Origin of the sequence: Streptomyces sp. NRRL WC-3626, from assembly GCF_000718785.1 — a bacterium.
Classification (GTDB): Bacteria; Actinomycetota; Actinomycetes; order Streptomycetales; family Streptomycetaceae; genus Streptomyces; species Streptomyces edwardsiae.
In genome coordinates, this window is sequence record NZ_JOCA01000022.1 from 113,055 (window position 1) to 137,219 (window position 24,165).

Here is a 24,165-nt window from a genome sequence, read left to right on the forward strand (position 1 = left end):
CCCCTTACCTGTGCGTGCTCTACCGCGGATCCGGGCCCACCGCGACCGGCCGCTCCGGGTCCGCCGACCACTCCGACCAGGAACCGACGTACAGCGCCGCCGGAATACCCGCGACGGCCAGCGCCAGCACCTCGTGCGCGCCGGAGACCCCGGAACCGCAGTACACGCCGACCGGTGCACCCTGCTCCACGCCAAGCCCCTTGAAACGGGCGCCCAGTTCACCGGCGGGCAGGAAGCGGCCGTCGGCGCCGACGTTGTCCGTGGTGGGCGCCGAGACGGCGCCCGGGATGTGCCCGCCCACCCGGTCGATGGGCTCCACCTCACCGCGGTACCGCTCCCCCGCGCGGGCGTCCAGCAGCACCCCCGAACGCGCCAGCGCGGCCGCCCCGTCGGCGTCGAGCAGCCCGGACTCCGCCGGCTCCGGTACGAAGTCGCCCTCGGCCGGCCGCGGCACCGACGTCTCCAACGGGCCCTCCCAGGACGGCAGCCCGCCGTCCAGGACCCGCACGTCCGGGTGCCCCGTCCAGCGCAGCAGCCACCACGCGCGGGCGGCGCCCCAGCCCATGCCGCCGTCGTACACGACCACCGGCGTCCCCGACGACACTCCCGCGCGTCGCATCGCGGCGCCGAACACCGCGAGGTCCGGCAGCGGATGGCGGCCGTTGCCGCCCGGCGCGGACGCGAGCTCCCCGTCCAGGTCGACGAAGACGGCACCGGGCAGATGCCCTTCCCGGTACGCGGCCCGTCCGTCGAACGGCGGTTCACCGGACGCGACGGCCGTGCTGAGCTGCCAGCGGACATCGAGCAGCACCGGCGGGTTGGCGCCCTTGAGCGCGCTCGCGAGTGCGGAGGCGGAGATGATGGCGTTCATGGCCACCATCCTCGCGCACGGGGTGGCCGAGCCGCCCACGTCCGGCTACTCTGCTCGGCCGGACAGGACCGGTCACGAGGCGTACGGGAACGGGCACATACTGTGTCGGCGACGGCGCGGGAACGATCCGCCGGACGCGAGAGGACAACGGCCGCCACACCCGGCCGAGAAGAGAGTTGCGATGACCGACGCACGGGGGAACGCCCGCCCGAACGGCGAGGCGCCCGCTCGGCAGACACCCGGCACACCCTGCTGGGTGAGCCTGATGGTGCACGGCCTGGAGACCACCGAGGAGTTCTACGGGGCGCTGTTCGGCTGGGAGTTCCGTCCCGGCCCCGAACAGCTCGGCCCGTATGTGCGCGCCCTGCTCGACGGGCGCGAGGTGGCCGGCATGGGGGTGCTGCCGCCGGACCGTGATCTGCCGATCGCCTGGACGCCGTACTTCGCGTCGGACGACGTGGACCGGACGGCGGACGTGGTGCGGTCGTGCGGCGGCACCATCGGGGTGGGCCCGCTGGACGCCGCCGACGCCGGCCGGCTGGCGATCGGCTCCGACCCCTGCGGTGCCGTCTTCGGCGTCTGGCAGGCGTCCGCGACCCCGGGCACGGCCCTCAGCGGGGTGCCCGGCACCCCCGCCTGGAACGAGCTCGCGACCTTCGAGTCGACGAACATCGCCAAGTTCTACGAGACCGTGTTCGGCTACGACGAGGAGCCGGTCGTCTCCGCCGACCTGGACTACGTCACCCTGCACCTGGACGGCCACCCCGTGGCCGGCGTGCACGGCCTGGGCAACGCCCTCCCCCGCGACCGGGGCCCGCACTGGACGACGTACTTCACGGTCACCGACACCGACGAGGCGGTCACCCGGCTACGCCACCTCGGCGGCCACGTCCTGACCCCGGCCCACGAGGGCCCCCGGGGCCGCACGGCCCTGGTGACGGACCCGGAGGGAGCCCGCTTCGCCCTGCTGCAGACACCACGCTGAGACGCGGCACCCGGAGTGGCCGGCGCGATGTCGGGCCACTCCGGGCGGACTTCACCCTCCTGAGGAGAGTTCGGCGAGGAGTCGTCGGCCGGCGACGGTGAACGGGTGTTCGGCTCCCAGACCGCGTTCCCGTCTGGCCACGACATCCGTCATGATGTCGACGGCCACGCTCACATCGCCTTGCGCGGCCCGCGTCCGGGACAGGAGCTGCTGTGCCGAGAGCACGAGCGGGTGGTCGGGGCCGAAGCGTCGCCGGTACGCGTCCGCGACCAGCCGGATCTCCTGGTCGGCCTCGTCGAAGCGGCCCAGGAGGTACAGCGCCCAGGCGTGGTTGTGGTGGGCGCCCAGCGTCACCGTGTGGTCGGGACCGAGGTGCCGTACGCACTCCGTCGGCAGGGAAAGCAGCTCGCCGTCCTCTTCGGCGGCCAGCTCGGACGCCGGCAGCAGCACCAGGAGGCTGGAGCGGGAACGCAGGGTCAGCGGGTGGGCCGGACCCAGCGCCCGCCGTCTTCCGGTGACCGTGGAGCGGAGGAGCGAGAGGGCCTCGTCACGGCGTCCGAGGTTGCCGAGCACCAGCTGAAGGCCGTGGCGGCTGTCCAGGGTGTCGGGGTCTTCGGCACCGAACAGTCGCTCCTGCGCCGCGTGGACATGTGCGAGCAGTTCTTCGGCGCTCGGGTATTCGCCCAGCCGGAAGAGCGCCCGTCCGGCCCTGGAGCGGGCGGCCAGAACATGACGGTGCTCCGTGCCCAGCCACCGCTCGCCGAGGTCCGCGGCGGCCCTTGCGGTTTCGCAGGCGGACAGATAATCCCCCTTGCGGTGCAGGGCGGTGGCGAGCCTGGTCGCCAAGGCCACCGCGTCGGCCGATACCGACGGATCGCCCGCGCGCCGTAGCAGGGCGAGCGCGTGCGGCACCAGCAGCCGAAGCCCCGGATCGTCCGGGCCGGCGTCGGGCACACGGGGTACGCCCGCGTCGAGCAGCCGGACCGCGGTGGTGTGGAGGGCCGGAACCAAGTCCGCCGGAGTCGCCGCGGCGACGCTGTCGAGCAGCACCGCGTGGCTCTGTACGCAGCGCTCGCCGACGTCGACGAGTTCGGTCAGTGACTGGTCGAGCAGCGCTCTGAGCGCCGTCTCGCAACGGGCCCGCGGCAGGGCTCCGTCGACCTCGGTGCGGTTGAGCAGGGACAAGGGCAGTGGCTCGGGGGCGAACCGCGACAGGAGCCTGAGCAGCGCGGTCGCCTCCGGCAGGCCACGGGCCTCGAATGCGTCGAGGGTCAACTGCCACGTCAGGCCCACCAGATGCCGGGGGTCCTCCTCGGACAAGGTGTCGGCTCCCCGGTCGATGAGTTCGATCCCCTCACCCTCCTCCAGACGGCGCCCGTACGTCTCCATCGTCCAGGGATCGAGCACTTGCTGGGAGAGGAAGCCCCCTGCCAGCGTGAGGGCGAGCGGCAGCCGGCCGAGCCGGTCGGCGATCCTGGCCGCCTCCTGCTCATTGCCACTGTGCGGCGCGAGGTCCCGTAACACCCGCGCGGCGTCCTCACGCGGCAGCACGCCGATGTGCTGCAGCTCCGCGCCCGGCCACCAGCGGGCGGCCGGCCGGCGGGTGGTCACCACGACCGTGCCCCGTGAACTGGTACGCAGCCAGCTGCCGTCGCGGAAAATCTCGGGGTGGTCGGCGTTGTCGAGCACCAGTAACCAGGGTTCCGCGGAGCGGTCGAGGCACTGCCAGACCAGGTCGGCGGCGGGACGCAGTCCGTTGCGGGCGGCCAGCAACTCGGCGTCGCCGGCCCCCCGGTCGGCGGCGACGGCGAGCATCCCCGCACGCAGGCTCGCCCGGTCGGACGCGCCGACCCACAGCCCCACCCTGGCGCCTTCGCCGGTGGCCAGCTGGAACAGGGTGTAAGCGACCGCGGTCTTGCCGGAGCCGCCCATGCCGTACAGCACGTAGACCTCGCCGCCGTGCCCTTCCCGCACGCTCGACCGCAGCCGGTCCAGCACCTCGGCGCGGTCGCGCAGGACGACCGGGGGTCTGCCGACCGCCGGCCGGCGAACCGAGTCGGGGCCCTGCAGCCCGGCCGGCTCGTCACCGCGCTCGCCGTGATGATGGTGGTGCTCGCTGATGTGCTGGTCACCCGACGCCTGGTAGACGCGGCCACGGTCCTCGGCGTGGCCGTCCATCGCGCCCGTCATCGCCGCGCGTGGTGCTGGTCTCGTCCGGCCCGCTGGGTGACCGGTGTGACTCCCGCGCTCTGCGCGAATAATGCCGTCTCCGAGTCCATAGTTCCCCCTGCCCTAAAAAACTCGACTTTTTCATATCATCCGCTAAATGGCCCGCATCTGTCTTGTTTTGATGCACATCATTTCGCGACTGTTCATCGTCGCATCCATGCACCGAAGAGAACAACAAAGGAGCCGATCACACCCTTGAGCGTGTCCACTTTTCGCGCGGCCAAGCAGGTATGTTCACTGCTAAAGTAGCCGGAATCCGATCCAGCCGAGGGGGCGATGGCATTGAGCAGGCCATGGGAAGCGGATCCCGCCACGACATTCAAGCGACGACTGGGAAAGTCACCGCAGGAACTGGGGCACACGACCGACAACCCCGACTGCCCCGACATCTGGGAACTCGGGAACGGCGACATCGCTGTCATAGGCCGTGACCTCACGGTACCGCTGGGCGGGAAGTTACCCGAAGGGGTCTCCGTCGGGGCGGACGAACGCATCGTGGTCATCCCAAGGAACATGTTGATCGCAGCGAAACCGGATATCCCGAATGTTTGACTCCTTCCCGCACGGAACTTCGCAACGCATGGATCGCCCCACGTACCATGCCGACTTCCGTCGCGTCTACGAGAGCGGAATTCGCCACCTCAACAAACTGGAACGGGGCCAGACTTTCCAAGAGCGCGGGTTCGCCAGCTGGGAGGCCTTCGCCGCCGGGGACTGGGACCGCGCGCTGTCCCTCGTCCAGGAGAAGCGCGACTCCTACGCCCGACAGTTCCGCGACGCCGCACGACTGGGCATCCTGGAACGTCGCCTGCGCGTCGTGGAGTTCCCGGTGACCCCGTACGTGCAGTGGGAGCTCTTCGTCCTGCGCCTGCGGGTGGAGCTGGGCGACAACATCAGGGTGCTCGACGCCCGCGCCATCACGGACGTCGAGAAGAACCGCCCGGTCCCCGAAGTGGTGATCCTGGGGGATGTCGCCCTGTACGAGGTGCTCTACGACGACGAGGGGAACGCGGCGGGAGCCAACCGCTTCACCGATCGAGCCCTGATCCGTGAAACCTCCGCCGACTTCGACACCCTGTACGAACGGGGCGCCGACTTCCACGACTTCTTCGCCAGGGAGATCGCCCCGCTGGCGCCACCCGCGGTGGTCCACTGAGAGCCGGAGGGGACACCCTCAGCGCGGGCCGCCCGGCGTGATCCCCTCAGGCCCGGTGCACTCACCAGGTCCCTCACAGCTCCCGACGCCGGTGAACCTTCGGGCCACGGCACCGGTTTGAGGGCTCGGCGTCATCGCCCTGCGCGCCGGAAGCGCGGTTCACCGATGGGGCCAGGACGGGAGTGAGTACTCCGCCCAGACGGTCTTGCCCGGGCCGTCGGGGCGTGGGTGCCAGTTCCAGTGGGTCGCGAGGTGGGATACGAGGAGCAGGCCGCGGCCTGTCTCGTCGGACTCCTCCAGGGCGGTGGGGCGTCGGGGACCGCGTTCCGCGCGGGTGTCGGTGACTTCCACGCGTACGCCGTCGGGGGTCGCGTGGAGGCCGAGGTGGAAGTCCCGGCCGGGGACGTGGCCGTGCTGCACGGCGTTCGCGGAGAGTTCGGCGACGATCAGCACGATCGCGTCGTGCGGGTCGGTGCCGTACGGGATGCCCCACGCGTCCAGGCGTACGGCCGCCAGACGGCGGGCCAGGCGGGCTCCGCGGGGTGTGGAGGTGAAGCGCATCTCGAAGGTGCGGGGCGGGCTCAAGGGAGTGGGGTCGATGGGTTTCGTCGTCATGCCCCTTACCGTCCCGTCCGTCGCGTAGCGTGACCAGTGGTGACGCAGCGACAGGGGGCGGATGTACGCGCGTTGTCCGCACAGGTAGGAGCCGCGCGCCGTGACGGCGTTCCTTGCGGGGGCGTTGAGCGGAAGAGGCGGTGGTGGCATGACCGAGCACAAGGGTGCGGAAGCCGGGACCGAGGCGGTTCCCGGGCAGCGCGTGGACGACGGTGGGGCCGGGCGGCGGCCCGAGGACGAGTCGGGGCGAGGCGTCATCGTCGCGTTCGGACAGACCATGAAGACGCTGCGCGTACGGGAGGGGCTGGAGCGCGAGGAGTTCGGGCGACGGCTCGGGTACTCGGCGTCCACCATCGCGTCGTTCGAACAGGGGCGCAGGATTCCGACGCCTCAGGCGATCGAGCGGGCGGATGAGGTGCTCGGGGCGGGCGGGTTGCTGCGCCTGTGGAAGGAGCAGGTGGAGCGGGCCCAGTATCCGGTCCGGTTCCAGGGAATGGCCCAACTGGAGAAGGAGTGCGCCGAACTGCTCATGTACGACGCGCTCGTCGTCAACGGCCTGCTCCAGACCGAGGACTACATGCGGGCTCTGCTTGGCATGCGGCGTCCGCCGCTGACGCAGGAAACCATCGACCAACGGGTAACCGCTCGGCTGGCCAGACAGGACATCTTCGACCGGCAGCCCGCGCCGCTACTGGGCTTCGTCATGACCGAGGCAGTGCTGCGGCAGCGCTATGGCGGCGCAGGCGTACTACGCGGTCAACTGGAGCACCTCCTCCTGCTGGGGCAGAAGCGAAACCTCGAGATCCAGGTCATGCCGCTCGACTGCGAAGAGAACGCGGGGGTGAACGGGCCGTTCACAGTCGTCACTCGGAAGGACGGCAAGAAATTCGTCTACTCCGAGGCCCACGCCACCAGCACACTCGAAGCGGACACGGAACACACGGTTCTTGCTGCCGCCCGCTATGGGATCATCCGATCACAGGCTCTCAGACCGCGAGAGTCCGCTCAATTCATCGAGAGGTTGCTGGGAGAGCTATGAACACCGCCGAGTCCGAACTCACCTGGTGCAAGAGCAGCTACAGCGACACCGAGGGCGGCCAGTGCGTGGAGGTCGCTGCCGCCAAGGCAGTGGTGCACGTCCGGGACTCGAAGGCTGAGGCCGGGCCCGTACTCACCGTCTCGCGTGCGGCATGGGCGGGCCTCGTCGGGTTGACCTCGTCGCGACGGCGCGGCTGACGCTGGGGTGCGGATGCGTCAGGCGGGGACCCGTACCGTCTCCACCCAGCCCGGGGGCTGCGGCGCACCCTCGCCGATCAGGGCCGCGATCAGGCGGCAGGACGGGGTTTCGGCGGGCCAGGGGGTGAAGCCGTCGGTGAGGACGATGACGATGGACGGGCGGTCGCGGGCCGCGAGGGCCGCTTCGATGCCGACGCGCATGTCCGTGCCGCCCCCGCCGCCGAGGGTGATCTGGTCGGTGGCCGTCACCCGGGACACGGCGTGCACGTCGGCGTCGCAGGCGAGGACGGTGACGCGGTTGCCCCGTACGCCTACCTCGCGCAGCACGCCCGTCACCTCCCCGAGCGCGGCGGCGAGTTCGTCGTCTCCCATCGAGCCCGAGGTGTCGACGACGACGGCCACCCGGGGCAGCGGGCGGCGCAGGCTGGGGAGGACGACGCCACGCAGCGCCGGGGTGCGGCGCGAGGGGCGGCGGTAGGTGTAGTCGATGGCGCCCGCCGCCCATGCGGCGGCTTCCCGGACCGCGCCGGACAGTGCCTGCCGCCAGTCGACGGTGGGTTCCAGGAGTTCCTCGGCCCAGCGCTGCCAGCCCGCGGGCAGGGTGCCTCGGGAGCGTTGGTGGGCGCGCATGGCCTCGGCGGTGTGCCGACGCAGTGCCTGGGCCTCGACGTCACCGAGGGCGGCGGTTCCGGGGAGGTCCCAGGGCGCGGGACGGCCGTGGGCACCCGAGCCGCAGTCGTGCTCTCGTACGTGCGGGGGCAGTTGGGGCAGGTACGTCTCGAACAACCGGCCTTCGGGCAGGCCGTAGAGGCGGGGCTCGACGCGTCCGGCGGGCAGGCGCAGGCCGTCGGTGAGGAGGTCGTCGTTGATCTCGCAGTCCTGGGCGACGTTGACGCGGTACCGGTCGCGCTGGTCGGCGGCGGGGAGCCGGCCGGCACGGCCGTGGTGGTCGCGCAGCAGGTGAGCCACCTCGTGGATCCAGACGCCCGCGAGTTCCTCGACGGGGGTCGCGTCGACGAAGGCGGGTGACACGTAGCAGCGCCAGTGGCGGTCCACGCCCATCGTCGGCACGTCGGGGCTCGGCACGACGGTGAGGGCGTACAGGGCGGAGGCCAGGTAGGGGCGGTCGTTGGCCGCGCGGTAGCGGGCGGCGAGCAGTTTGGTCGTGTCGAGGCGGCCGCGGGGGTCCGTCATGTTCGTGGGTCTCAGTGCCCGCCGGGCAGGGCCCCGGACAGCTGCAGCAGGTCCAGGAACCCGTCGATGCCCGGGGGTACGGGCCAGTCGAGCCGGCGCATCGCCGCGAGGTCGGTGGCGGCCCGGGCGGCCACGTCCGGAACGCCCGCGTCCACGGCCTTGGCCAGGACCACCCAGCCGGCCTCCCAGCGGGGCCGGGTGGGATCGCTCTGGATGGCGGCGACGACCGCGATGAGGAAGGCGAGTTGGCGGTCGCCGCGCTCGGGCAGGGCGAACGCCTCCGGGTCGGCGAGGACCCGCTCGGGGTCGGGCAGATCGAGGTGTTCGAGGTACGACAGCAGTTCGATGCCCGCGCCGTCCCCGACGGCACCGGTCAGCGCGGCGGCCGTGGCCTCACGCCCCGCCCCGGTCGCGTACCCGGTGGCCAGCAGCCGCAGCGCCATCTCCCAGGTGCGCGGGGAGGGCCAGGAGCGGCCCCGGCTCTCGGCGTCGGCGGGGATGTGGTGGACCAGGCCCGGCCGGGCCGTGAGGAAACCCGACACGGCTCCGCGTGCCCGCGCGACGGCACCGGGCACCCTGGCCGGATCGACCGCCAACACGGCCACCTCCGGCCAGGTGCCGGCCATGCCGCGGGCGACCGTGGCCGGGTCGTGGGTCCAGTCGAGGTGGACGAAGCGGTTGGCGAGCGGCGGGCTGAGATGCCAGCCGTCCGCGGCGCTCGACGGCGGGTTGGCGGCGGCGACGATGCGCACCGCGTCGGGCAGGACGAGGCTGCCGACCCGGCGTTCGAGGACGACCCGCAGCAGCGCCGCCTGTACGGCCGGGGGCGCGGAGGACAGTTCGTCGAAGAAGAGCAGGCCCTGTCCCGCGCGGGTGAGGCGGACCGCCCAGTCGGGCGGGGCCATCGGTACTCCGGTGGTGGCCGGGTCGTCGCCGACGATCGGCAGTCCGGCGAAGTCCGACGGCTCGTGCACGCTGGCGATGACCGTCTCCAGCGGCAGGCCGAGCCCGGCGGCGAGCTGTTCCAGTCCGGCGGACTTGCCGATGCCCGGTTCGCCCCACAGCAGGACGGGCTGATTCGCCGTCACCGCCAGGGCCAGGGCCTCCAGTTGCGGGTTGGCGGCCGGCTCCGTGCGGTGCGCGCGCAGTCGGCCGACGAGGTCGTCGGCGGCGGCGAGGGGGGCAGGTGTGGTGTTCAAAACGGTATGTCCTCTTCGTCCGCCGCGCGCTGTTCCATCCATTCGTCCCACCAGTCGGCGCCGGCACCGGGATGCTCCTCCCGTACGCGGTCCCGGAGGAAGGACAGGTCGGCGCGCTTGTACCGGCGTACGGTCTGGGCCAGCGACAGCTCGGACTCGTCCGCCACGTCGATCCGGGCACCGGCGGCGAGGAACGCCTCCACGAGTGCCCTGGAACCGCCGTCGTTGACCGCGACGAAGAGCGGAGTACGGTCCCGCTGGTCCCTGGCCTCCAGATCGAGCCCCGCCGCGAGCAGCCGCGGCAGGAGCGGTTCGTGGTCGAGGAGATGCAGTACGTGGAGCAGCGAGCGTCCGGTGGCGTCGCGCACGCGGGGGTCCATGCCGGCGTCCAGGAGGTGGAGCACGCCGTGGGTGTCACCGTGCTGGGCGCGCAGGAACAGGTCCCGGCGCTGGGCGCGCAGCGCCTTGGGCAGCCGGCCGCTGCCCGACGCCCAGGTCTGTTCGACGGCAAAGCATCCGGCGACGGCGCCGCCGAACGCGCGCAGGGCCCGCTCGCGCTGCTGCTCCTCGTCGCTGTGCGGCATACGGAGCAGACCGCCCGCGCGGAATCCCACCTCGTGCCACTCACCGCGGCAGCGCACCCGGACGGGTGCGGGGTCGGTGGGGCCCGGCGGGCCCGCGGCACCCCGCAGGGCGGGGAACAACGCCTCGCTCACCAGCGGATGCAGGTGCTCCGGCTCGATGCCGCCGACGCGCATGAGGTCGAGGTCGGGGAGCCTGCGCCAGAGCGCTTCGGCCAGGAACGGCACCCCCTTGGTCTCCTCGCGGCCCACGGCCCTCATCCGCAGCCCGGTGCGGCCGGCGGTGGCCGCCGGTTCCAGCAGGAAGCGGGTGTGCCAGTCACCCATGACGAGGTAACGGTCACCGACGCCCTCGTCCGTCAGCCGGCGGACCTCCCGCTCCAGGCGGGTGTGGTCGAGGGCGAGACGGCCGAGCAGTACCGACGGGTCGCCCCGGTACCAGCCGGGGCCGGCCGGGGATGTCAGGTCGAGCTCGATCCCGGCGGCGGCGAAGGCCGCCTCGATCTCGCCCTTCCGGTGCAGCAGGGTGACCCACTCGGCGCGGGCGGCCGCGTCGCCGGGGCCGGGGTCCGCGGTGGGCAGTTCGTCCGTACGGCGTGGGCGGCCGTCGGCGTGGAGGAAGGGAGGCCGGTCGGTGCCGCCGCCACGCTCCCGCAGTTCGGCGGTGCGGCGCGCGTCCCACAGGTGCCGGGCGTACCGCCAGTCCTCGGTTCCACCGCCGAAGACACCCGCGCTCTCCTCGTCCGCGACGGTGCCGAAGCGCAGGGTGATCCGCTGCGGGCCCTCCATCATGGCGGGCGTGACCAGGTGCAGATACGGCGCGGCCCGGGGGCCTTCGCCCTCCCGCACCGGCCGGTAGCGGGCGAGGACGACGGTCCGGCCGGTGTCGAGGGTGGTCCGTCCGCCCAGAATCCGGGGCAGGTGCCAGCGCACCAGGTCCGGGACCAGGTGGCGCAGGTCCTCCTCCAGCGCGTCGGCTATGTCGTCGCCGCAGTGCTCGGCGACCTCCGGCAGGTCGATGTCGACGTCCACGCCGGCCGCCGCGCACGCTCCGCGCCAGTCTCCGGCCGTACGGCGTTCCGTCGCGCTCCCGATCATCGTGCGGGGGACGGCGTAACGGCGGATCCTCCGCCAACTCGCCGCCTCCTCCGGGGAGAAGCAGGGGGAATCGGGGCGGCCGCTCAACGGTAGACACTTCCTATCGCGCGCAGGTCGGGGTGGGACCCGGCCATGGGCCGCAGGCGCTGCGTGAAGGACCGCTTCACCTTCCGGGGCAGTCCCGGCCCCAGACCGACGTACTCCAGCGGTGAGCCGTCCGGCACCGCCGCCAGCAGGGACTTCGCGCCCCGCCCGGTGAGCCCGGTGTGGCACAGCTCCAGCCGGCGCAGCGGGCTGCCGGGGAGGGCGGCGGCCAGGGCGTGGGCGCCTTCGTCGCCGGTGGCGTTGGCGGGGGCGCCGAGGCTGCGCTCCGACATCGGCCGGCCCAGGTCGAGCATCTCGATGGCGCCCAGGGCGTCGGCGAGGGCGCGCGCCCCGGCGGGGCCGATCCCGTTGCCGCCCAGGCCCAGTCGTACCGGACCTCCGGCGTCGGCGGCGGCTGCCGCGAGGACGGCGGCGCCCTCGTCGCCCAGGTGGTTGGCGGGCAGGTACAGCTCGCGTACGCCGGCGTCCCGGATCAGCGCCGCCAGCAGACCGGCGGCCTCGGGGGTCAGGCCGTTCCCCCCGAGGAACAGGCGTTCCACGGGGCGCGGGCGGCCGGTGAGGGCGTCGAGCAGGGCGCGCAGACCGTCGGTGGTGACACCGGTGTTGACCAGGTCGAGGGTGCGCAGCGCGGTGTTGCGGCGGAGCATCGCGGCGAGCGCCGAGGCACCGTCGTCGCCGACCGGGTTGCGCTTGAGCCACAGGGCACGGACGGTGTCGTCCGCCGACAGGGCGTCGGCGAGCGCGCCGACGCCGTCCGGGCCGATGCGGTTGCAGCCGAGGTAGAGCGTGTGCAGTCCATGGCCGTCGGCGAGTGCCCGGGCGACCGTGGACGCGCCTTCGTCTCCGATGGCGTTGGTGCCGAGGAGCACGTGCCGGGCGTGCGGTGAGGCGGCGGCGACGGGCATCAGCCGGGCGGCGCCGGCTGTGCCGAGCCCCTGCTTGCACAGGTCGACGCGGCCGTCCGCGCGGACGGTGCCGAGCGGGAACGTCTCGTCGGTCTCCACCGCCCGCGGCGACCTCAGCCGGGCCACCAGCGGGTCGAGCCCGGAAGGATCACTGATCGGGATGTCCGGGTGCTCGATCGCCGGGCAGCGCACGGGTGTCGGCTGCGTCATCACCACTCCACCGGTCCATCGCCGGTGCCCGGCCCGCCGAGGGCGGCACCGCCCTCCGCCCGCCCAGGACGGACCGACGCCAATCGACGTTCCTCCACGACAAGGGTGGCAAGGCTGGTCGGATTCGAACCGACGTCCTCCAGCTCGATGCTAGGGCGCGACGACCTCTGCGCTACAGCCTCGCCATGAATGATCATAGCGGGATCGGCCGCTGTGTCGATCACTTGTTTGAATGAATTCTTGCGCGCGGCCCCGCGCGGTCGGTGGTCCCCGCGCGGCCGGCGCTCTCCGTGCGGTCGGCGGTCCCCCGCGCGGTCGGTGGTCCGTCAGCCGGACGAGACCGGCAGCACGTCCGGTGACAGCGCCCCCGCGCCCGACGTCGCGGCCGTCATGCGGCGGCGGTGGTGACGCCGGCACAGCACCTCGTAGCCGACCTCGTCCGCGGCGCCGGTGACATCGCCGACGACGACCTGGGCGCCCTCGACGACCATGACACCGCCGACCGTGCGGGCGTTGTGCGTGGCACGCGCGCCGCACCAGCACAGGGCCTCGACCTGGAGCACCTCGACCCGGTCGGCCAGCTCCACCAGGCGCTGGGAGCCGGGGAACAGCTTGGAGCGGAAGTCGGTGGTGATGCCGAAGGCGTAGACGTCGAGTTCCAGGTCGTCGACCACGCGCGCGAGCTGGTCGATCTGCTCCGGCGCCAGGAACTGCGCCTCGTCGGCGATGACATAGTCCGCGCGCCGGCCCTGGGAGAGGTGGTCGACGAGGTGCGCGTACAGATCCGCGCCGTCGCCGACCTCGACCGCGTCCGTGACCAGGCCGAGGCGGGAGGACAGCTTGCCCTCGCCGGCCCGGTCGTTACGGGTGAAGATCATGCCGACCAGGCCCCGCGCGGAACGGTTGTGCTCTATCTGCAGAGCCAGTGTCGACTTCCCGCAGTCCATCGTTCCGGAGAAGAACACCAGCTCGGGCATGGGAGGTCGGGCACCTTTCGGCAACGGGGTCGGGGCGGGCGGGGAGTCAGGAGCGTACTTCGAGCAGCGGGACGAGCTGCTCGGCGGGTGTCAGCGAACCGTGGTTGCCGACCATGGCCGACTCCCTGGGCTCCCGCTCGGAGGCGATCAGCAGGACGTCGTCCCGCGCGGCGGCGATCACGTCGCCGAGGCGCTGGTGGACGCGCTCGTCGACGGACGGCCCGAACCAGCCCGCCTCGATCGCCTCGTCGCGCGAGGCCACCCAGAACTGCTCGCCGAGCACCTCGCGCCAGCAGGTCAGTACGTCACCGGCGGCACCCGGTACGGCGTAGACGTGCCGGGCACGGCCCTCGCCGCCGAGGAGGGCGACGCCCGCCTTCAGCTCCCAGTCCTCGTCGAAGTCGATGCGGTGCTGCTCGTCGAAGGGGATGTCGACCATGCCGTGGTCGGCGGTGACGTACAGCGCGCTGCGCGGCGGCAGCTGTTCGGCCAGGCGCTGGACCAGGCGGTCGACGTACATGAGCTGGCCGCGCCAGGTGTCGGAGTCCACGCCGAAGCGGTGGCCGGCGCCGTCGACCTCGGCGTAGTACGTGTAGACCAGTGAGCGGTCGGCGGCGGCCAGCTGCTCGGCGGCGACGTCCATGCGCTCCTCGCCGGACAGCCGCCCGTGGAAGCTGCCCCCGCTGAGCGCGACCTTGGTCAGGGGGGTGTTCGCGAAGGTCGGCGAGGAGACCTGGGCCGCGTGCACACCCGCGCGGTGGGCCAGCTCGAAGACGGTGGGGTACGGCTGCCAGGCGCCGGGCGGGGTCCAGGGCTGCCAGCGCAGCTGGTTCATCAGCGCGCCGGTGCCGGGATCGCGCACGGTGTAGCCGGGCAGGCCGTGCGCCCCCGGCGGCAGGCCGGTGCCGACGGAGGCGAGGGAGGTGGCGGTCGTCGCCGGGTATCCGGTGGTGATCGGGCGGCCGGTGCCGCCGCGCGAGGCGGCGAGCAGGGACGTCATGAAGGGGGCTTCGTCGGGGTGCGCCCTCAGCTGCTCCCAGCCCAGCCCGTCGATCAGGAACACGCAGTTCCGGTCGGCGGGGGTCAGCTCGGGGATCGCGGCGGTGGTACCGGGGACACCCAGCCCCGCGGCCAGCGTGGGCAGCAGGTCGGCGAGCGAGCCGGTGCCGTAGGCGGGCAGGGGGGCGGAGGAGAGGGGGAGGGGTTCCGGGTGGGTGTCCCAGACCGCGGAGTCGAGAGGGGCGGGCGCGGAGCGCCCTCGATCATGGGCGGCGGGGGGAGACGGGTGGGCCATCAGCGGGCGGTGTCCGCGGTCGCCTCGGAGAGGGCCTGGGCGAACGTGAGGGCCTGGCGTACCGTCTCCGGGCCGTCGCCGGCCTCGCTGACGCGCAGGCTCAGGTCATCGGCCGTCGAGCTGCCCGTGTAGCCGTGGTCGGCCTCGCAGTTGGGGTCGCCGCAGGCGGCCGGTTCCAGGTCGATGCGGGCCACGGCGCCCCAGCCGATGGTGAGCACGATCTCGCGCGGCAGCGTGCCCGGCTTGTACGACTCCGGGTTGGCGACCACGCGGCTGACCACGATCGACGAGATCCGGCCGAGCTTGACCGACTCCGTGGACGTGGTGGCGTACGGCGTCGGGGAGGTGGTGTCCGCGGCCTGCTCGTCGGTGTGGCTGACGATGAAGCGGTTGTCGGTGAGGACGAGCACGGTGACATGCCGCCGTACCTCGTTCTGGTCGAACGTCGTCTCCTGGTGGACCAGGTACGACCGGACGGGCTCGCCGCCCACGGCGGCCTCCACCGCCTCGGCCACGAGAGCCGGGTAGTAGCCGCTGCGTTCGATCGCCGCCCGCAGCCCCTGGGTCGTCGTACTGGTCTTGGCCATGACGCCCATCCTACGGGGGACCACCGGCTGCCCGGCACCGCTCAGTACGCGGGGAGCGTGCGCGGGCCGAGGTCGTCCCGCGCGGGCGGCGGGGCCAGGCGTACGGAGGCGCCCAGGACGCTCACCCCGCGCGGGGCGACGACCACCGGTTCCAGGGTGACCGCGACCACCTCGGGGTGATCGTCGACCAGCCGCGAGAGCCGCACCATCAGCTCCTCGAGCGCGGGGGTGTCGACCGGTGCGGAACCGCGCCAGCCGAACAGGAGCGGGGCCGTCCGGATCGATCGCACCAGGGAGGCCGCGTCCCGGTCGGTGACCGGAATCAGCCGGTGCGCCATGTCGCCGAGCAGCTGGGAGACGGCCCCGGCGAGACCGAAGGACAGCACGGCTCCGGCGGCGGGGTCGATGACCGCGCGTACGACGGTGTCGACCCCGCGCGGGGCCATCCGCTGCACCACCGGGCGCAGCTCCTCCGGTTCGCCGAACAGCTCCGTCAACTCGGCGTACGCCCGCCGCAGTTGTTCCTCGTCGGCGAGGTCCAGGCGGACGCCGCCCAGGTCGGCGCGGTGCCGCAGATGCGGTGCGGTCGCCTTGAGGGCCACGGGGTAGCCGAGGGTGCGCGCGGCGTCGACGGCGGCGTCGGGGCCGGGGGCGGGAAGGGCGCGGTGGACCTCGACGCCGTAGGCGCCGAGCAGGTCGCAGGTCTCGTCGGTGCCCAGGGTGAGGCCCTGCCCGCGCGAGAGCAGCCCGTCGATGAGGGCGGCGGCGCCCCGCTCGTCGATGTTCTCGTACTCCGGCACCTTGCCGGGGTCGGCGGCCTCGCGCCGCCACTGCCCGTACGCGACGGCCTGCGCGAGGGCGCGTACGGCACGCTCGGCGGCGGGGTAGGCGGGGATGAGGTGAGCACCCTCGGGGGGTGGCTGGGGCGTCGGGGCGGTGGGATTCGTCCGGGGCTGCGGCGCCGGGGCGGGCGCGGAAGCGGGGCCCGTCCGGGATCGCGGTGCCGTCACGGAAGCGGGGCCCGGCTCGGACCGTGGCGCCGGGGCCGCCGGTGGCACGGCCTGCGGTGCCGTACTCGTCGCCGCCGACAGCGCCTCCGCGAGGCCGCCGAGTTCCACGTGGACCACGAGGACGGGCTTGGACGGGGTCGCGGCGGCGGCCGAGCGCAGGGCCTCGGCCAGGGCCGCGTCGCCGACCGAGGTCTCCCCCACCGCCGGGATCGCGGTCACGACGACCGCGTCGCTCGTGTCGTCGGCGAGCGCGCGCGCGAGCGCCGCGTGGAAGTCCGCGGCGGAGGCGGCGGTGGTGAGGTCCAGCGGGCGGTGCGGACGCAGCCCCTCGGCGAGGCAGGCGTCGTAGGTGAGCAGGCCCAGGGACTCGGAGTTGCCGAGGATCGCCACCCGGGGTCCGGCCGGCAGGGGCTGGCGGGCGAGCAGCAGGCCCGCGTCGACGAGTTCGGTGATCGTGTCCACGCGGATCACGCCCGCCTGCCGCAGCAGCGCGGACACGGTGGCGTGCGGCAGCCGGGTCGCCCGTACGGCATGCCCGCTGGGCCCCGCCCCATGGCGTGCGCCCTGGACCACGACCAGCGGCTTCGCCGCCGCGGTCCGGCGGGCGAGGCGGGTGAACTTGCGGGGGTTGCCGATGGACTCCAGGTACATCAGGGCGACGTCCGTGTCGGGGTCCTCGTACCAGTACTGCAGGACGTCGTTGCCGGAGACGTCGGCCCGGTTGCCGGAGGAGACGAAGGTGGACACACCGGTCACGCCGGTGACGCCGCCGCCGCGCCGGTGCAGCCGGGACAGCAGGGCGACGCCGATGGCGCCGGACTGGGCGAACAGCCCGATCCGGCCGGGGCGGGGCATCTCCGGGGCGAGCGAGGCGTTCAGGCGTATGTCCGGGGAGGTGTTGATGACGCCGAACGCGTTCGGTCCGATGATCCGCATTCCGTACGAGCGGGCCTGCCGTACGAGGGCACGCTGGCGTTCGCGGCCCTCGGGGCCTGACTCGGCGTAGCCGGCGGAGACGACGACGAGCCCCTGCACACCGTGCTCACCGCACTCGGTGACGATCTCGGGGACCTGCTCGGCGGGCACCGCGACGACCGCGAGGTCGACCGGCCCGTCGATGTCCCGCACCGAGCGGTACGCGGCCACCCCGCCGAGCTCCTTCTCCCCCTCGCCCAGCGCGCGGTTCACGGCGTGGAGCCGGCCGGTGAACCCGGTGTCCCGCAGGTTGTCGAGGACGCTGCGGCCCACGCCGCCGGGGGTGCGGCCGGCGCCGACGACGGCGACCGAGCCGGGGGCGAGCAGCCGCTGCACCGAGCGCGCCTCGGCGCGCTGTTCCCGCGCGCGCTGCACGGCCACGGAGCGGTCGGTGGGTTCGAGGCCGAACTCCAGGCGGACCACGCCGTCCTCGAAGCTGCGCTTCTGGGTGTAGCCGGCGTCGGTGAACACCTTGATCATCTTGTTGTTGGCGGGCAGCACCTCGGCCGCGAACCGGCGGATGCCCCGCTCGCGCGCGACGGCGCCGATGTGCTCGAGCAGGGCGGAGGCGACACCGCGGCCCTGGTGGGCGTCCTGCACCAGGAAGGCGACCTCGGCCTCGTCGGCGGGCGCGGACGCGGGAGCCCCGTCGGCACCGATCCGGTCGTAGCGTACGGTGGCGATGAACTCGCCGCCGATGGTGGCCGCGAGTCCCACCCGGTCCACGAAGTCGTGGTGCGTGAAGCGGTGGACGTCCTTGGCGGACAGACGTGGGTAGGGCGCGAAGAAGCGGTAGTACTTCGACTCGTCCGACACCTGCTCGTAGAAGCTGACCAGGCGCTCGGCGTCATCGACGGTGATGGGGCGGATGCGCGCGGTGCCGCCGTCGCGCAGCACCACGTCGGCCTCCCAGTGGGCGGGGTACTCATGCCGGTCCGACGAGGTCTGCATGGGGCCCAGAGTACGGCTCGCGTACGACAACGGCGCGAGGCAGTCTGTGGAGGACGCCAGCCGGACCGAGGCCGCGGTCCGGCTGTCATCCGGAGCGGGAGCGATGCCGCTCCGGCCCCGCCCCGGGCACGCTTCACGATGTGGGAAACTGGTCTAGACAACCCTGAACACCGAAGGGCAGCAACACATGGCTGAGCGCCGCGTCAACGTCGGCTGGGCCGAGGGTCTCCACGCCCGCCCCGCCTCCATCTTCGTCCGAGCCGCCACGGCCGCAGGCGTCCCGGTGACGATCGCCAAGGCCGGGGGCAACCCCGTCAACGCGGCCTCCATGCTGGCCGTCCTGGGCCTGGGCGCCCAGGGCGGCGAGGAGATCGTCCTCGCCTCCGACGCCGAGGGCGCCGACGCCGCCCTGGACCGTCTGGCGAAGCTGGTCTCCGAGGGCCTCGAGGAACTCCCCGAGACCGTCTGAGCGACGCGTCGGCGCGGGAACGTTCTTTTACCGGACACGCGCCCACGATATCGAAAGGCCCGCCCCGACCATCGGGCGGGCCTTTTGCATTCTCATTTCCGGGCAGCCCGAATAAGCCCCGCGAATAACTTCCTCTTTGTATACGGCAGCCGTGTTAATTCCGGAGACTCGGCATGTTTACGGGATGTTGCGGGTTCCTCACACGCTCCGTGCGGCCGGCCCGGTCGGGGCCGGCGCCGAGGCCGGGGCCGGGACGCAGCCGGTGTCCGGCGTTCGCCCGCTCGGTGTGCAGCGCGGTGACGGCCCGCGCGCGGTCGCCGTCGCCGCGCGCCACGGCGTCCACGATCGCGCCGTGCTCCGCCCAGTACTCGACCGGGTCCGGTGGGCCCTCGGCGGCGTACATCCAGGCGATCTTGTGCCGCAGCTGGGTCAGGGTCGAGGTCAGGGCCGGGCTGCCGGTGGCCTGGGCGAGCGTCTCGTGGAACCAGCCGCTCAGGGAGCGCAGGTCGTCGCTGTTGCCCTGGCGGGCGCGCTCCTGCCCCAGCCGGACCAGGCCGCGCAGCACCTTCAGATGGGCGTCGGTCCGGCGCTGGGCCGCGCGGGCGGCACCGAGCGGTTCGAGGAGCATCCGCATCTCCAGCAGATCGGCGGCCTCCTGCGCTCCGGGTTCCGCGACGCACGCGCCCGCGTGCCGCCGGGTCACCACGAACCCCTCGGCCTCCAGCGTGCGCAGCGCCTCCCGGACGGGGACACGCGAGACGCCGTACCGGCGGGCGAGGACCTCCTCGGTGAGCCGGGCCCCGCGCTCGTGGACACCCGCGACGATGTCGTCGCGGATCGCCGTGCACACCGAGTGCGCGGGAATACGCATGACGGACCTCCGGCTCAATCCCCGTGAAACGTCGCCGATTGACGTGTGTTCCGCGACTCTATTGCAATCGGCGGGAATTTCCGACGGAGAGCCGGAATCCATGCCTGTTTTTTGGACAGGCATTCCCCGGAAAACACCGATGCCCCGGCTCGGGGAGCCGGGGCATCGGGAGGCGGTACGGGTCAGAGGCCGACGCCGTGCGCGCGGAGGTAGGCGACGGGGTCGAGGTCGGAGCCGTACTCGGCGGTCGTACGGGCCTCGAAGTGCAGGTGCGCGCCCGTGACGTTGCCGGTCGCGCCGGAGAGGCCGATCTGCTGCCCGGCGGCGACCTGCTGGCCCACCGAGACACCGATGGACGACAGATGCCCGTACTGGGTGTAGGTGCCGTCGTTCATCCTGATGACGACCTGGTTGCCGTACGAGCCGCCCCAGCCGGCCTCGACGACGGTGCCGATGCCGACCGACTGGACGGGCGTACCGGTCGCCGCGTGGAAGTCGACCCCGGTGTGGCTGCCGGAGGACCAGACGGCGCCGCCGGTCTTGTAGCCGGTCGAGACGTACGAGCCGGGGATCGGGGAGACGAAGGTGTTGAGGCGGACGCGCTCGGCCTCCCGCGCGGCGCGCTCCTTCTCCGCGCGGGCCTCCGCTGCCGCCTTGGCGGCCTTCTCGCGGGCCTGCTCCTCGGCGGCCTTGCGTGCGGCGGCCTCGGCCGCCTCGCGTGCGGCCTCGTGCTGGGCGGCCGCCTGGGCGTCGATCCGGTCGGCGACCTCGTCGCCGAGGATGACGACGGGCGTGAGACCTGTCTGTGCGGCAGCGGGTTCGGCGGCCAGGGCGGGGGCCGCGAGGGAGCCGATGACGCCGGTGCCGGTGAGCGCCGCGACGCCCGCCGCGCGGACGGTGCCGCGCTGCGTGCCGCGGGTACGGCGGTGCTTGCCCGGGGCGCGAGTGAACGCCATGTACAGGCTGGTCCTTTCCTTCCCTCTCGCCTACCGGGTTAGCTGACGGGTTCGGAGCAGGAAGGTCTCCTACGGGCCCCCTCGCGACACGCGCGGGCGTCCGATTCACCCCAGGGACTGCGATGGGTCCCCGGCTCCCCCGGCTCGCGCCTTGGGGGACTCGGCGATGGCTGTCCGGTGCCGCGGATGCGGCGCACTGCCCGACGAACAGCCCGCATGACGCTAAGCGGGCCGTCTCCCGATCCTCAAACGGATCCCGGTTTTTGTAGCGCATCCCACAGGCCAGACGGGCAACTTCCGTGCCGATTCGGGCAAAAGGGGGCCCTGGTGACCTTCGGGTCACCAGGGCCCCCGCGCGTGTGCGACCGCGCCGCTCGCTACTCTGCGGCCACGACCGTGACTTCACCGATGCCGAGGGCCTCGACGGGCGCCTTGATCTGCGCCGCGTCGCCGACGAGGATCGTCACCAGGCGGTCCACCGGGAAGGCGTTCACGACGGCCGCGGTGGCCTCCACCGTGCCGGTGGCCGCCAACTGCCGGTACAGGTCGGCCTGGTAGTGGTCGGGCAGATGCTGCTCTACCTGGTCGGCGAGGGTGCTCGCGACGGCCGCGGCCGTCTCGTACTTGAGCGGCGCCACACCCACGAGGTTCTGCACGGCGACATCACGCTCGTCGTCCGTCAGCCCGTCGGCGGCGAGCGTGCGCAGCACCGTCCACAGGTCCTCGAGGGCCGGTCCGGTGTTCGGGGTGTCCACGGAGCCGCTGATGGCCAGCATCGCCGCGCCGGTGCCGTCCGGGGCGGACCGCATGACCTGTCCGAACGACCGGACGCCGTAGGTGTATCCCTTCTCCTCGCGCAGCACGCGGTCCAGGCGGGAGGTGAGGGTGCCGCCGAGGCAGTAGGTGCCGAGCACCTGCGCGGGCCATACCCGGTCGTGCCGGTCGGCGCCGATCCGGCCGATCAGCAACTGCGTCTGGACGGCGCCGGGGCGGTCCACGATCACGACGCGCCCGGTGTCGTCGGCGACCACCGGCGGCACGGGCCGCGGCTCGGCGGTGGAGCCGGTCCAGGAGCCGAGGGTGTCGCCGAGCAGCGCGTCCAGGTCGATGCCCGTGAGGTCGCCGACGACCACGGCGGTGGCCGTGGCGGGGCGGACGTGCTTCTCGTAGAAGGCGCGTACGGCCGCGGAGTCGATGCCCTCGACCGTCTCCTCGGTTCCCTGGCGCGGGCGCGACATGCGCGCACTCGCCGGGAACAGCTCCTTGGAGAGCTCCTTCGCGGCGCGGCGGGAGGGGTTCGCCAGCTCGTGCGGGATCTCGTCGAGGCGGTTGCGGACCAGCCGCTCGACCTCGCTGTCGGCGAACGCCGGTGCCCTGAGCGCGTCGGCGAGCAGGCCGAGTGCCTTGGTGAGCCGGGAGGCCGGGACCTCCAGGCTGAGGCGGACGCCGGGGTGGTCGGCGTGCGCGTCCAGGGTGGCGCCGCAGCGCTCCAGTTCGGCGGCGAACTCCTCGGCGGAGTGCTTGTCGGTGCCCTCGGAGAAGGCCCGCGCCATGATCGTGGCGACACCGTCGAGACCGGCCGGCTCGGCCTCCAGGGGCGCGTCGAGGAGCACCTCGACGGCGACGACCTGCTGTCCGGGACGGTGGCAGCGCAGCACGGTCAGGCCGTTGTCGAGGCGGCCGCGCTCGGGGGCCGGGAAGGCCCAGGGCTTGGCGTCGCCCGGCTGCGGCTGCGCGTGGAAGTCCATCGTGGCGAGCTCGGTCACTTCGCCGCCTCCTCGTTCTCGTCGGTGCCGGCCGCGGCGGCTTCCCCGGTGTCCTCTGCCTCGGATGTGACGGGCTCGTAGACCAGCACCGCGCGGTTGTCGGGGCGCAGACGGGCCTTGGCGACCTCCCGCACCTCCTCCGCCGTGACCTCCAGGACGCGCTGTACGGCGGTCAGGGCGAGCTGCGGGTCGCCGAACAGGACCGCGTACCGGCACAGTTCGTCGGCGCGGCCCGCGACCGTGCCGAGCCGGTCGAGCCACTCGCGCTCCAACTGCGCCTGCGCGCGCTCCATCTCCTCCGCCGTGGGGCCCTGTTCGGCGAACCGGGCGAGCTCCTCGTCGATGGCGGCCTCGATGACCGGCACCTCCACGTCGCCGGACGTCTTCACGTCCAGCCAGCCCAGGGAGGGTGCCCCGGCCAGCCGCAGCAGGCCGAAGCCGGCCGCCACGGCCGTACGGTCGCGCCGTACGAGCCGGTTGTAGAGCCGCGAGGACTCGCCGCCGCCGAGGACGGTGAGCGCCAGGTCGACGGCGTCGCACGCGCGCGTGCCGTCCTCGGGCAGCCGGTAGGCGGCCATCAGCGCACGCGCGGGGACCTCCTCCTCCACGACCTCGCGCAGCTGCCCGCCCATGACCTCCGGCAGCGCGCCGTCACGCGGGGCGGCCTTGCCGTCGTGGCCCGGGATGGAGCCGAAGTACTTCTCGACCCACGCGAGCGTCTGCTCCGGGTCGATGTCGCCGACCACGGAGAGCACCGCGTTGTTCGGCGCGTAGTACGTGCGGAAGAACTGGCGGGCGTCCTCCAGGGTGGCCGCGTCCAGGTCCGCCATCGAGCCGATGGGCGTGTGGTGGTACGGGTGGCCCTCCGGGTAGGCGAGGGCGGTCAGCTTCTCGAACGCCGTGCCGTAGGGCACGTTGTCGTAGCGCTGGCGGCGCTCGTTCTTGACGACGTCCCGCTGGTTCTCCATGGACTCGTCGTCCAGGGCGGTCAGCAGGGAGCCCATGCGGTCGGCCTCCAGCCAGAGGGCGAGCTCCAGCTGGTGGGCGGGCATGGTCTCGAAGTAGTTGGTGCGCTCGAAGCTGGTGGTGCCGTTGAGGGAGCCGCCGGCGCCCTGGACCAGCTCGAAGTGACCGTTGCCCTTCACCTGGGCGGAGCCCTGGAACATCAGGTGCTCGAAAAGGTGAGCCAGGCCCGTACGCCCCTTGACTTCGTGGCGCGACCCCACGTCGTACCAGAGGCACACCGCGGCGACCGGGGTCAGGTGGTCCTCGGACAGCACCACGCGCAGGCCGTTGGCCAGGCGGTGCTCGGTCGCTGTCAGGCCGCCGGAGCCTGCCTGGGCTGTGGCCGTGTGACCCATGGGCATGTACGTCCCTTCGATCGCGGAGGCGGTCGTCGACCCCGCCGTTTCTACCGGTCCTGCCACTGTATGCAAGCGCGCCAACCCCCGGCGAAGTTCCCACCGCCCCCGAACTACGCCGAGAGCGAGACCACCCGCCCACCCGCCGACAGCCACGCCACAACCCTCCGCGGACCACGCCGCAGCCCACCACTCCCACGGACAGCCACGCCGCAACCTCCCGCTTCCGCGGGCAGTCGTGCCGCTGGGGCGGCACAAAACGGACAGCCACGCCGCAACCCCCCGCTTCCGCGGGCAGTCGTGCCGCTGGGGCGGCACGGGTGGGCGCGACGGCACCCCGCGAGCGCCGGGCCGCGCGACCAACTCCCGGCCCCGCCACCGCACCGGGCCACAAGCCCGGCCCTCCCCGCCCGTGGGCGGGACGGCACCCCATAAACGCCGGGCCGCGCAACCACCCCCCGGGCCCACCCGCCCCGGGCCACACGCCCAGCCCGCCCCCGCGAGTGGGCGCGACGGCACCCCGTGAACACCGGGCCGCGCGGCCGACCCCGCCCCATCCACCCC

At 73.0% G+C, this 24,165-nt stretch carries 21 protein-coding genes, 1 tRNA gene and 1 riboswitch; of the genes, 6 read left to right on the forward strand and 16 right to left on the reverse strand.

Annotated features, from left to right (window positions below; translation table 11 throughout):
* Positions 1-19: 19 nt before the first annotated feature.
* Positions 20-871, reverse strand: coding sequence for a sulfurtransferase (locus IF28_RS0128015; protein ID WP_030225736.1), 852 nt, complete (start codon positions 869-871; stop codon positions 20-22).
* A 181-nt stretch (positions 872-1,052) separates the two neighbouring features.
* On the opposite strand from IF28_RS0128015, the gene IF28_RS0128020 reads away from it, so the two are divergent.
* Positions 1,053-1,856 (forward strand): VOC family protein, encoded by an 804-nt coding sequence (locus IF28_RS0128020; RefSeq protein ID WP_030225740.1) that lies wholly within the window; start codon positions 1,053-1,055, stop codon positions 1,854-1,856.
* A gap of 51 nt (positions 1,857-1,907) precedes the next feature.
* Here IF28_RS0128020 and IF28_RS0128025 read toward each other — a convergent pair whose 3' ends face one another.
* Positions 1,908-4,046, reverse strand: a complete 2,139-nt coding sequence (locus tag IF28_RS0128025; RefSeq protein ID WP_037894154.1) for a tetratricopeptide repeat protein — start codon at positions 4,044-4,046, stop codon at positions 1,908-1,910.
* A gap of 321 nt (positions 4,047-4,367) precedes the next feature.
* On the opposite strand from IF28_RS0128025, the gene IF28_RS38165 reads away from it, so the two are divergent.
* The gene (locus tag IF28_RS38165; protein WP_078621481.1) at positions 4,368-4,637 is read left to right on the forward strand and encodes a hypothetical protein; all 270 of its coding nucleotides are present in this window, start codon (positions 4,368-4,370) and stop codon (positions 4,635-4,637) included.
* Entirely contained in the window at positions 4,630-5,241 is a 612-nt protein-coding gene (locus IF28_RS0128030; RefSeq protein ID WP_030225744.1) for a DUF6879 family protein, read from the forward strand. The genes IF28_RS38165 and IF28_RS0128030 overlap by 8 nt, the downstream gene beginning before the upstream one ends.
* A 159-nt stretch (positions 5,242-5,400) precedes the next feature.
* On the opposite strand, the gene IF28_RS0128035 is transcribed toward IF28_RS0128030, so the two are convergent.
* Positions 5,401-5,856 carry an ATP-binding protein gene (locus IF28_RS0128035; protein WP_078621472.1) on the reverse strand — a complete coding sequence of 152 codons (456 nt, stop codon included), beginning with the start codon at positions 5,854-5,856 and terminating at the stop codon, positions 5,401-5,403.
* A gap of 148 nt (positions 5,857-6,004) precedes the next feature.
* Here IF28_RS0128035 and IF28_RS0128040 point away from each other — a divergent pair, with 148 nt between their 5' ends.
* Both IF28_RS0128040 and IF28_RS0128045 read left to right on the forward strand, forming a co-directional pair.
* Positions 6,005-6,895: a helix-turn-helix domain-containing protein gene (locus IF28_RS0128040; protein ID WP_030225747.1), complete on the forward strand. Its 891-nt coding sequence runs from the start codon at positions 6,005-6,007 to the stop codon at positions 6,893-6,895.
* Positions 6,892-7,092 (forward strand): DUF397 domain-containing protein, encoded by a 201-nt coding sequence (locus IF28_RS0128045; protein ID WP_030225750.1) that lies wholly within the window; start codon positions 6,892-6,894, stop codon positions 7,090-7,092. The genes IF28_RS0128040 and IF28_RS0128045 overlap by 4 nt, the downstream gene beginning before the upstream one ends.
* 18 nt (positions 7,093-7,110) lie before the next feature.
* Here the strand turns inward: IF28_RS0128045 and IF28_RS0128050 are convergent, their stop codons facing one another.
* From IF28_RS0128050 to IF28_RS0128090, 9 genes are all read right to left on the reverse strand, one after another.
* Entirely contained in the window at positions 7,111-8,286 is a 1,176-nt protein-coding gene (locus IF28_RS0128050) for a DUF2201 family putative metallopeptidase (RefSeq protein WP_030225758.1), read from the reverse strand.
* Between the two features lie 11 nt (positions 8,287-8,297).
* On the reverse strand, positions 8,298-9,527 hold the full coding sequence (locus IF28_RS0128055; RefSeq protein WP_051713910.1) for an AAA family ATPase: 1,230 nt from the start codon (positions 9,525-9,527) through the stop codon (positions 8,298-8,300).
* Positions 9,482-11,251, reverse strand: coding sequence for an ankyrin repeat domain-containing protein (locus IF28_RS0128060; protein ID WP_051713911.1), 1,770 nt, complete (start codon positions 11,249-11,251; stop codon positions 9,482-9,484). The genes IF28_RS0128055 and IF28_RS0128060 overlap by 46 nt, the downstream gene beginning before the upstream one ends.
* Complete coding sequence (locus IF28_RS0128065) at positions 11,248-12,384, reverse strand: hypothetical protein (RefSeq protein WP_030225766.1); 1,137 nt, start codon at positions 12,382-12,384, stop codon at positions 11,248-11,250. Before IF28_RS0128065 ends, IF28_RS0128060 begins: the two co-directional genes overlap by 4 nt.
* 106 nt (positions 12,385-12,490) lie before the next feature.
* Positions 12,491-12,566: transfer RNA gene (locus IF28_RS0128070), tRNA-Arg, on the reverse strand.
* Between the two features lie 144 nt (positions 12,567-12,710).
* Positions 12,711-13,361, reverse strand: coding sequence for a thymidine kinase (locus IF28_RS0128075; RefSeq protein WP_030225768.1), 651 nt, complete (start codon positions 13,359-13,361; stop codon positions 12,711-12,713).
* Positions 13,362-13,407: 46 nt separating this feature from the next.
* Positions 13,408-14,655 carry an alkaline phosphatase family protein gene (locus tag IF28_RS0128080; protein ID WP_030225769.1) on the reverse strand — a complete coding sequence of 416 codons (1,248 nt, stop codon included), beginning with the start codon at positions 14,653-14,655 and terminating at the stop codon, positions 13,408-13,410.
* A complete protein-coding gene (locus IF28_RS0128085) occupies positions 14,655-15,242 on the reverse strand; it encodes a DUF5998 family protein (protein WP_030225770.1) in 588 nt (195 codons plus the stop codon). Before IF28_RS0128085 ends, IF28_RS0128080 begins: the two co-directional genes overlap by 1 nt.
* Before the next feature lie 41 nt (positions 15,243-15,283).
* The gene (locus tag IF28_RS0128090) at positions 15,284-18,178 is read right to left on the reverse strand and encodes a bifunctional GNAT family N-acetyltransferase/acetate--CoA ligase family protein (RefSeq protein ID WP_030225771.1); all 2,895 of its coding nucleotides are present in this window, start codon (positions 18,176-18,178) and stop codon (positions 15,284-15,286) included.
* Positions 18,179-18,365: 187 nt separating this feature from the next.
* Between IF28_RS0128090 and IF28_RS0128095 the strand changes: the two genes are divergently transcribed.
* Positions 18,366-18,647, forward strand: a complete 282-nt coding sequence (locus IF28_RS0128095) for an HPr family phosphocarrier protein (protein WP_014675499.1) — start codon at positions 18,366-18,368, stop codon at positions 18,645-18,647.
* Between the two features lie 154 nt (positions 18,648-18,801).
* On the opposite strand, the gene IF28_RS0128100 is transcribed toward IF28_RS0128095, so the two are convergent.
* The 4 genes from IF28_RS0128100 to IF28_RS0128115 all read right to left on the reverse strand — a co-directional run bounded on the left by IF28_RS0128100 (position 18,802) and on the right by IF28_RS0128115 (position 23,607).
* Positions 18,802-19,518, reverse strand: a complete 717-nt coding sequence (locus tag IF28_RS0128100) for a GntR family transcriptional regulator (protein WP_030225774.1) — start codon at positions 19,516-19,518, stop codon at positions 18,802-18,804.
* A gap of 182 nt (positions 19,519-19,700) precedes the next feature.
* Positions 19,701-20,474: a M23 family metallopeptidase gene (locus IF28_RS0128105; RefSeq protein WP_030225777.1), complete on the reverse strand. Its 774-nt coding sequence runs from the start codon at positions 20,472-20,474 to the stop codon at positions 19,701-19,703.
* 12 nt (positions 20,475-20,486) lie between these two features.
* A riboswitch (cyclic di-AMP (ydaO/yuaA leader) is annotated at positions 20,487-20,650 on the reverse strand.
* A 201-nt stretch (positions 20,651-20,851) separates the two neighbouring features.
* Positions 20,852-22,240, reverse strand: coding sequence for a M16 family metallopeptidase (locus IF28_RS0128110; RefSeq protein ID WP_030225779.1), 1,389 nt, complete (start codon positions 22,238-22,240; stop codon positions 20,852-20,854).
* Entirely contained in the window at positions 22,237-23,607 is a 1,371-nt protein-coding gene (locus tag IF28_RS0128115; protein ID WP_030225781.1) for a M16 family metallopeptidase, read from the reverse strand. The genes IF28_RS0128110 and IF28_RS0128115 overlap by 4 nt, the downstream gene beginning before the upstream one ends.
* Between the last annotated feature and the right edge of the window lie 558 nt (positions 23,608-24,165).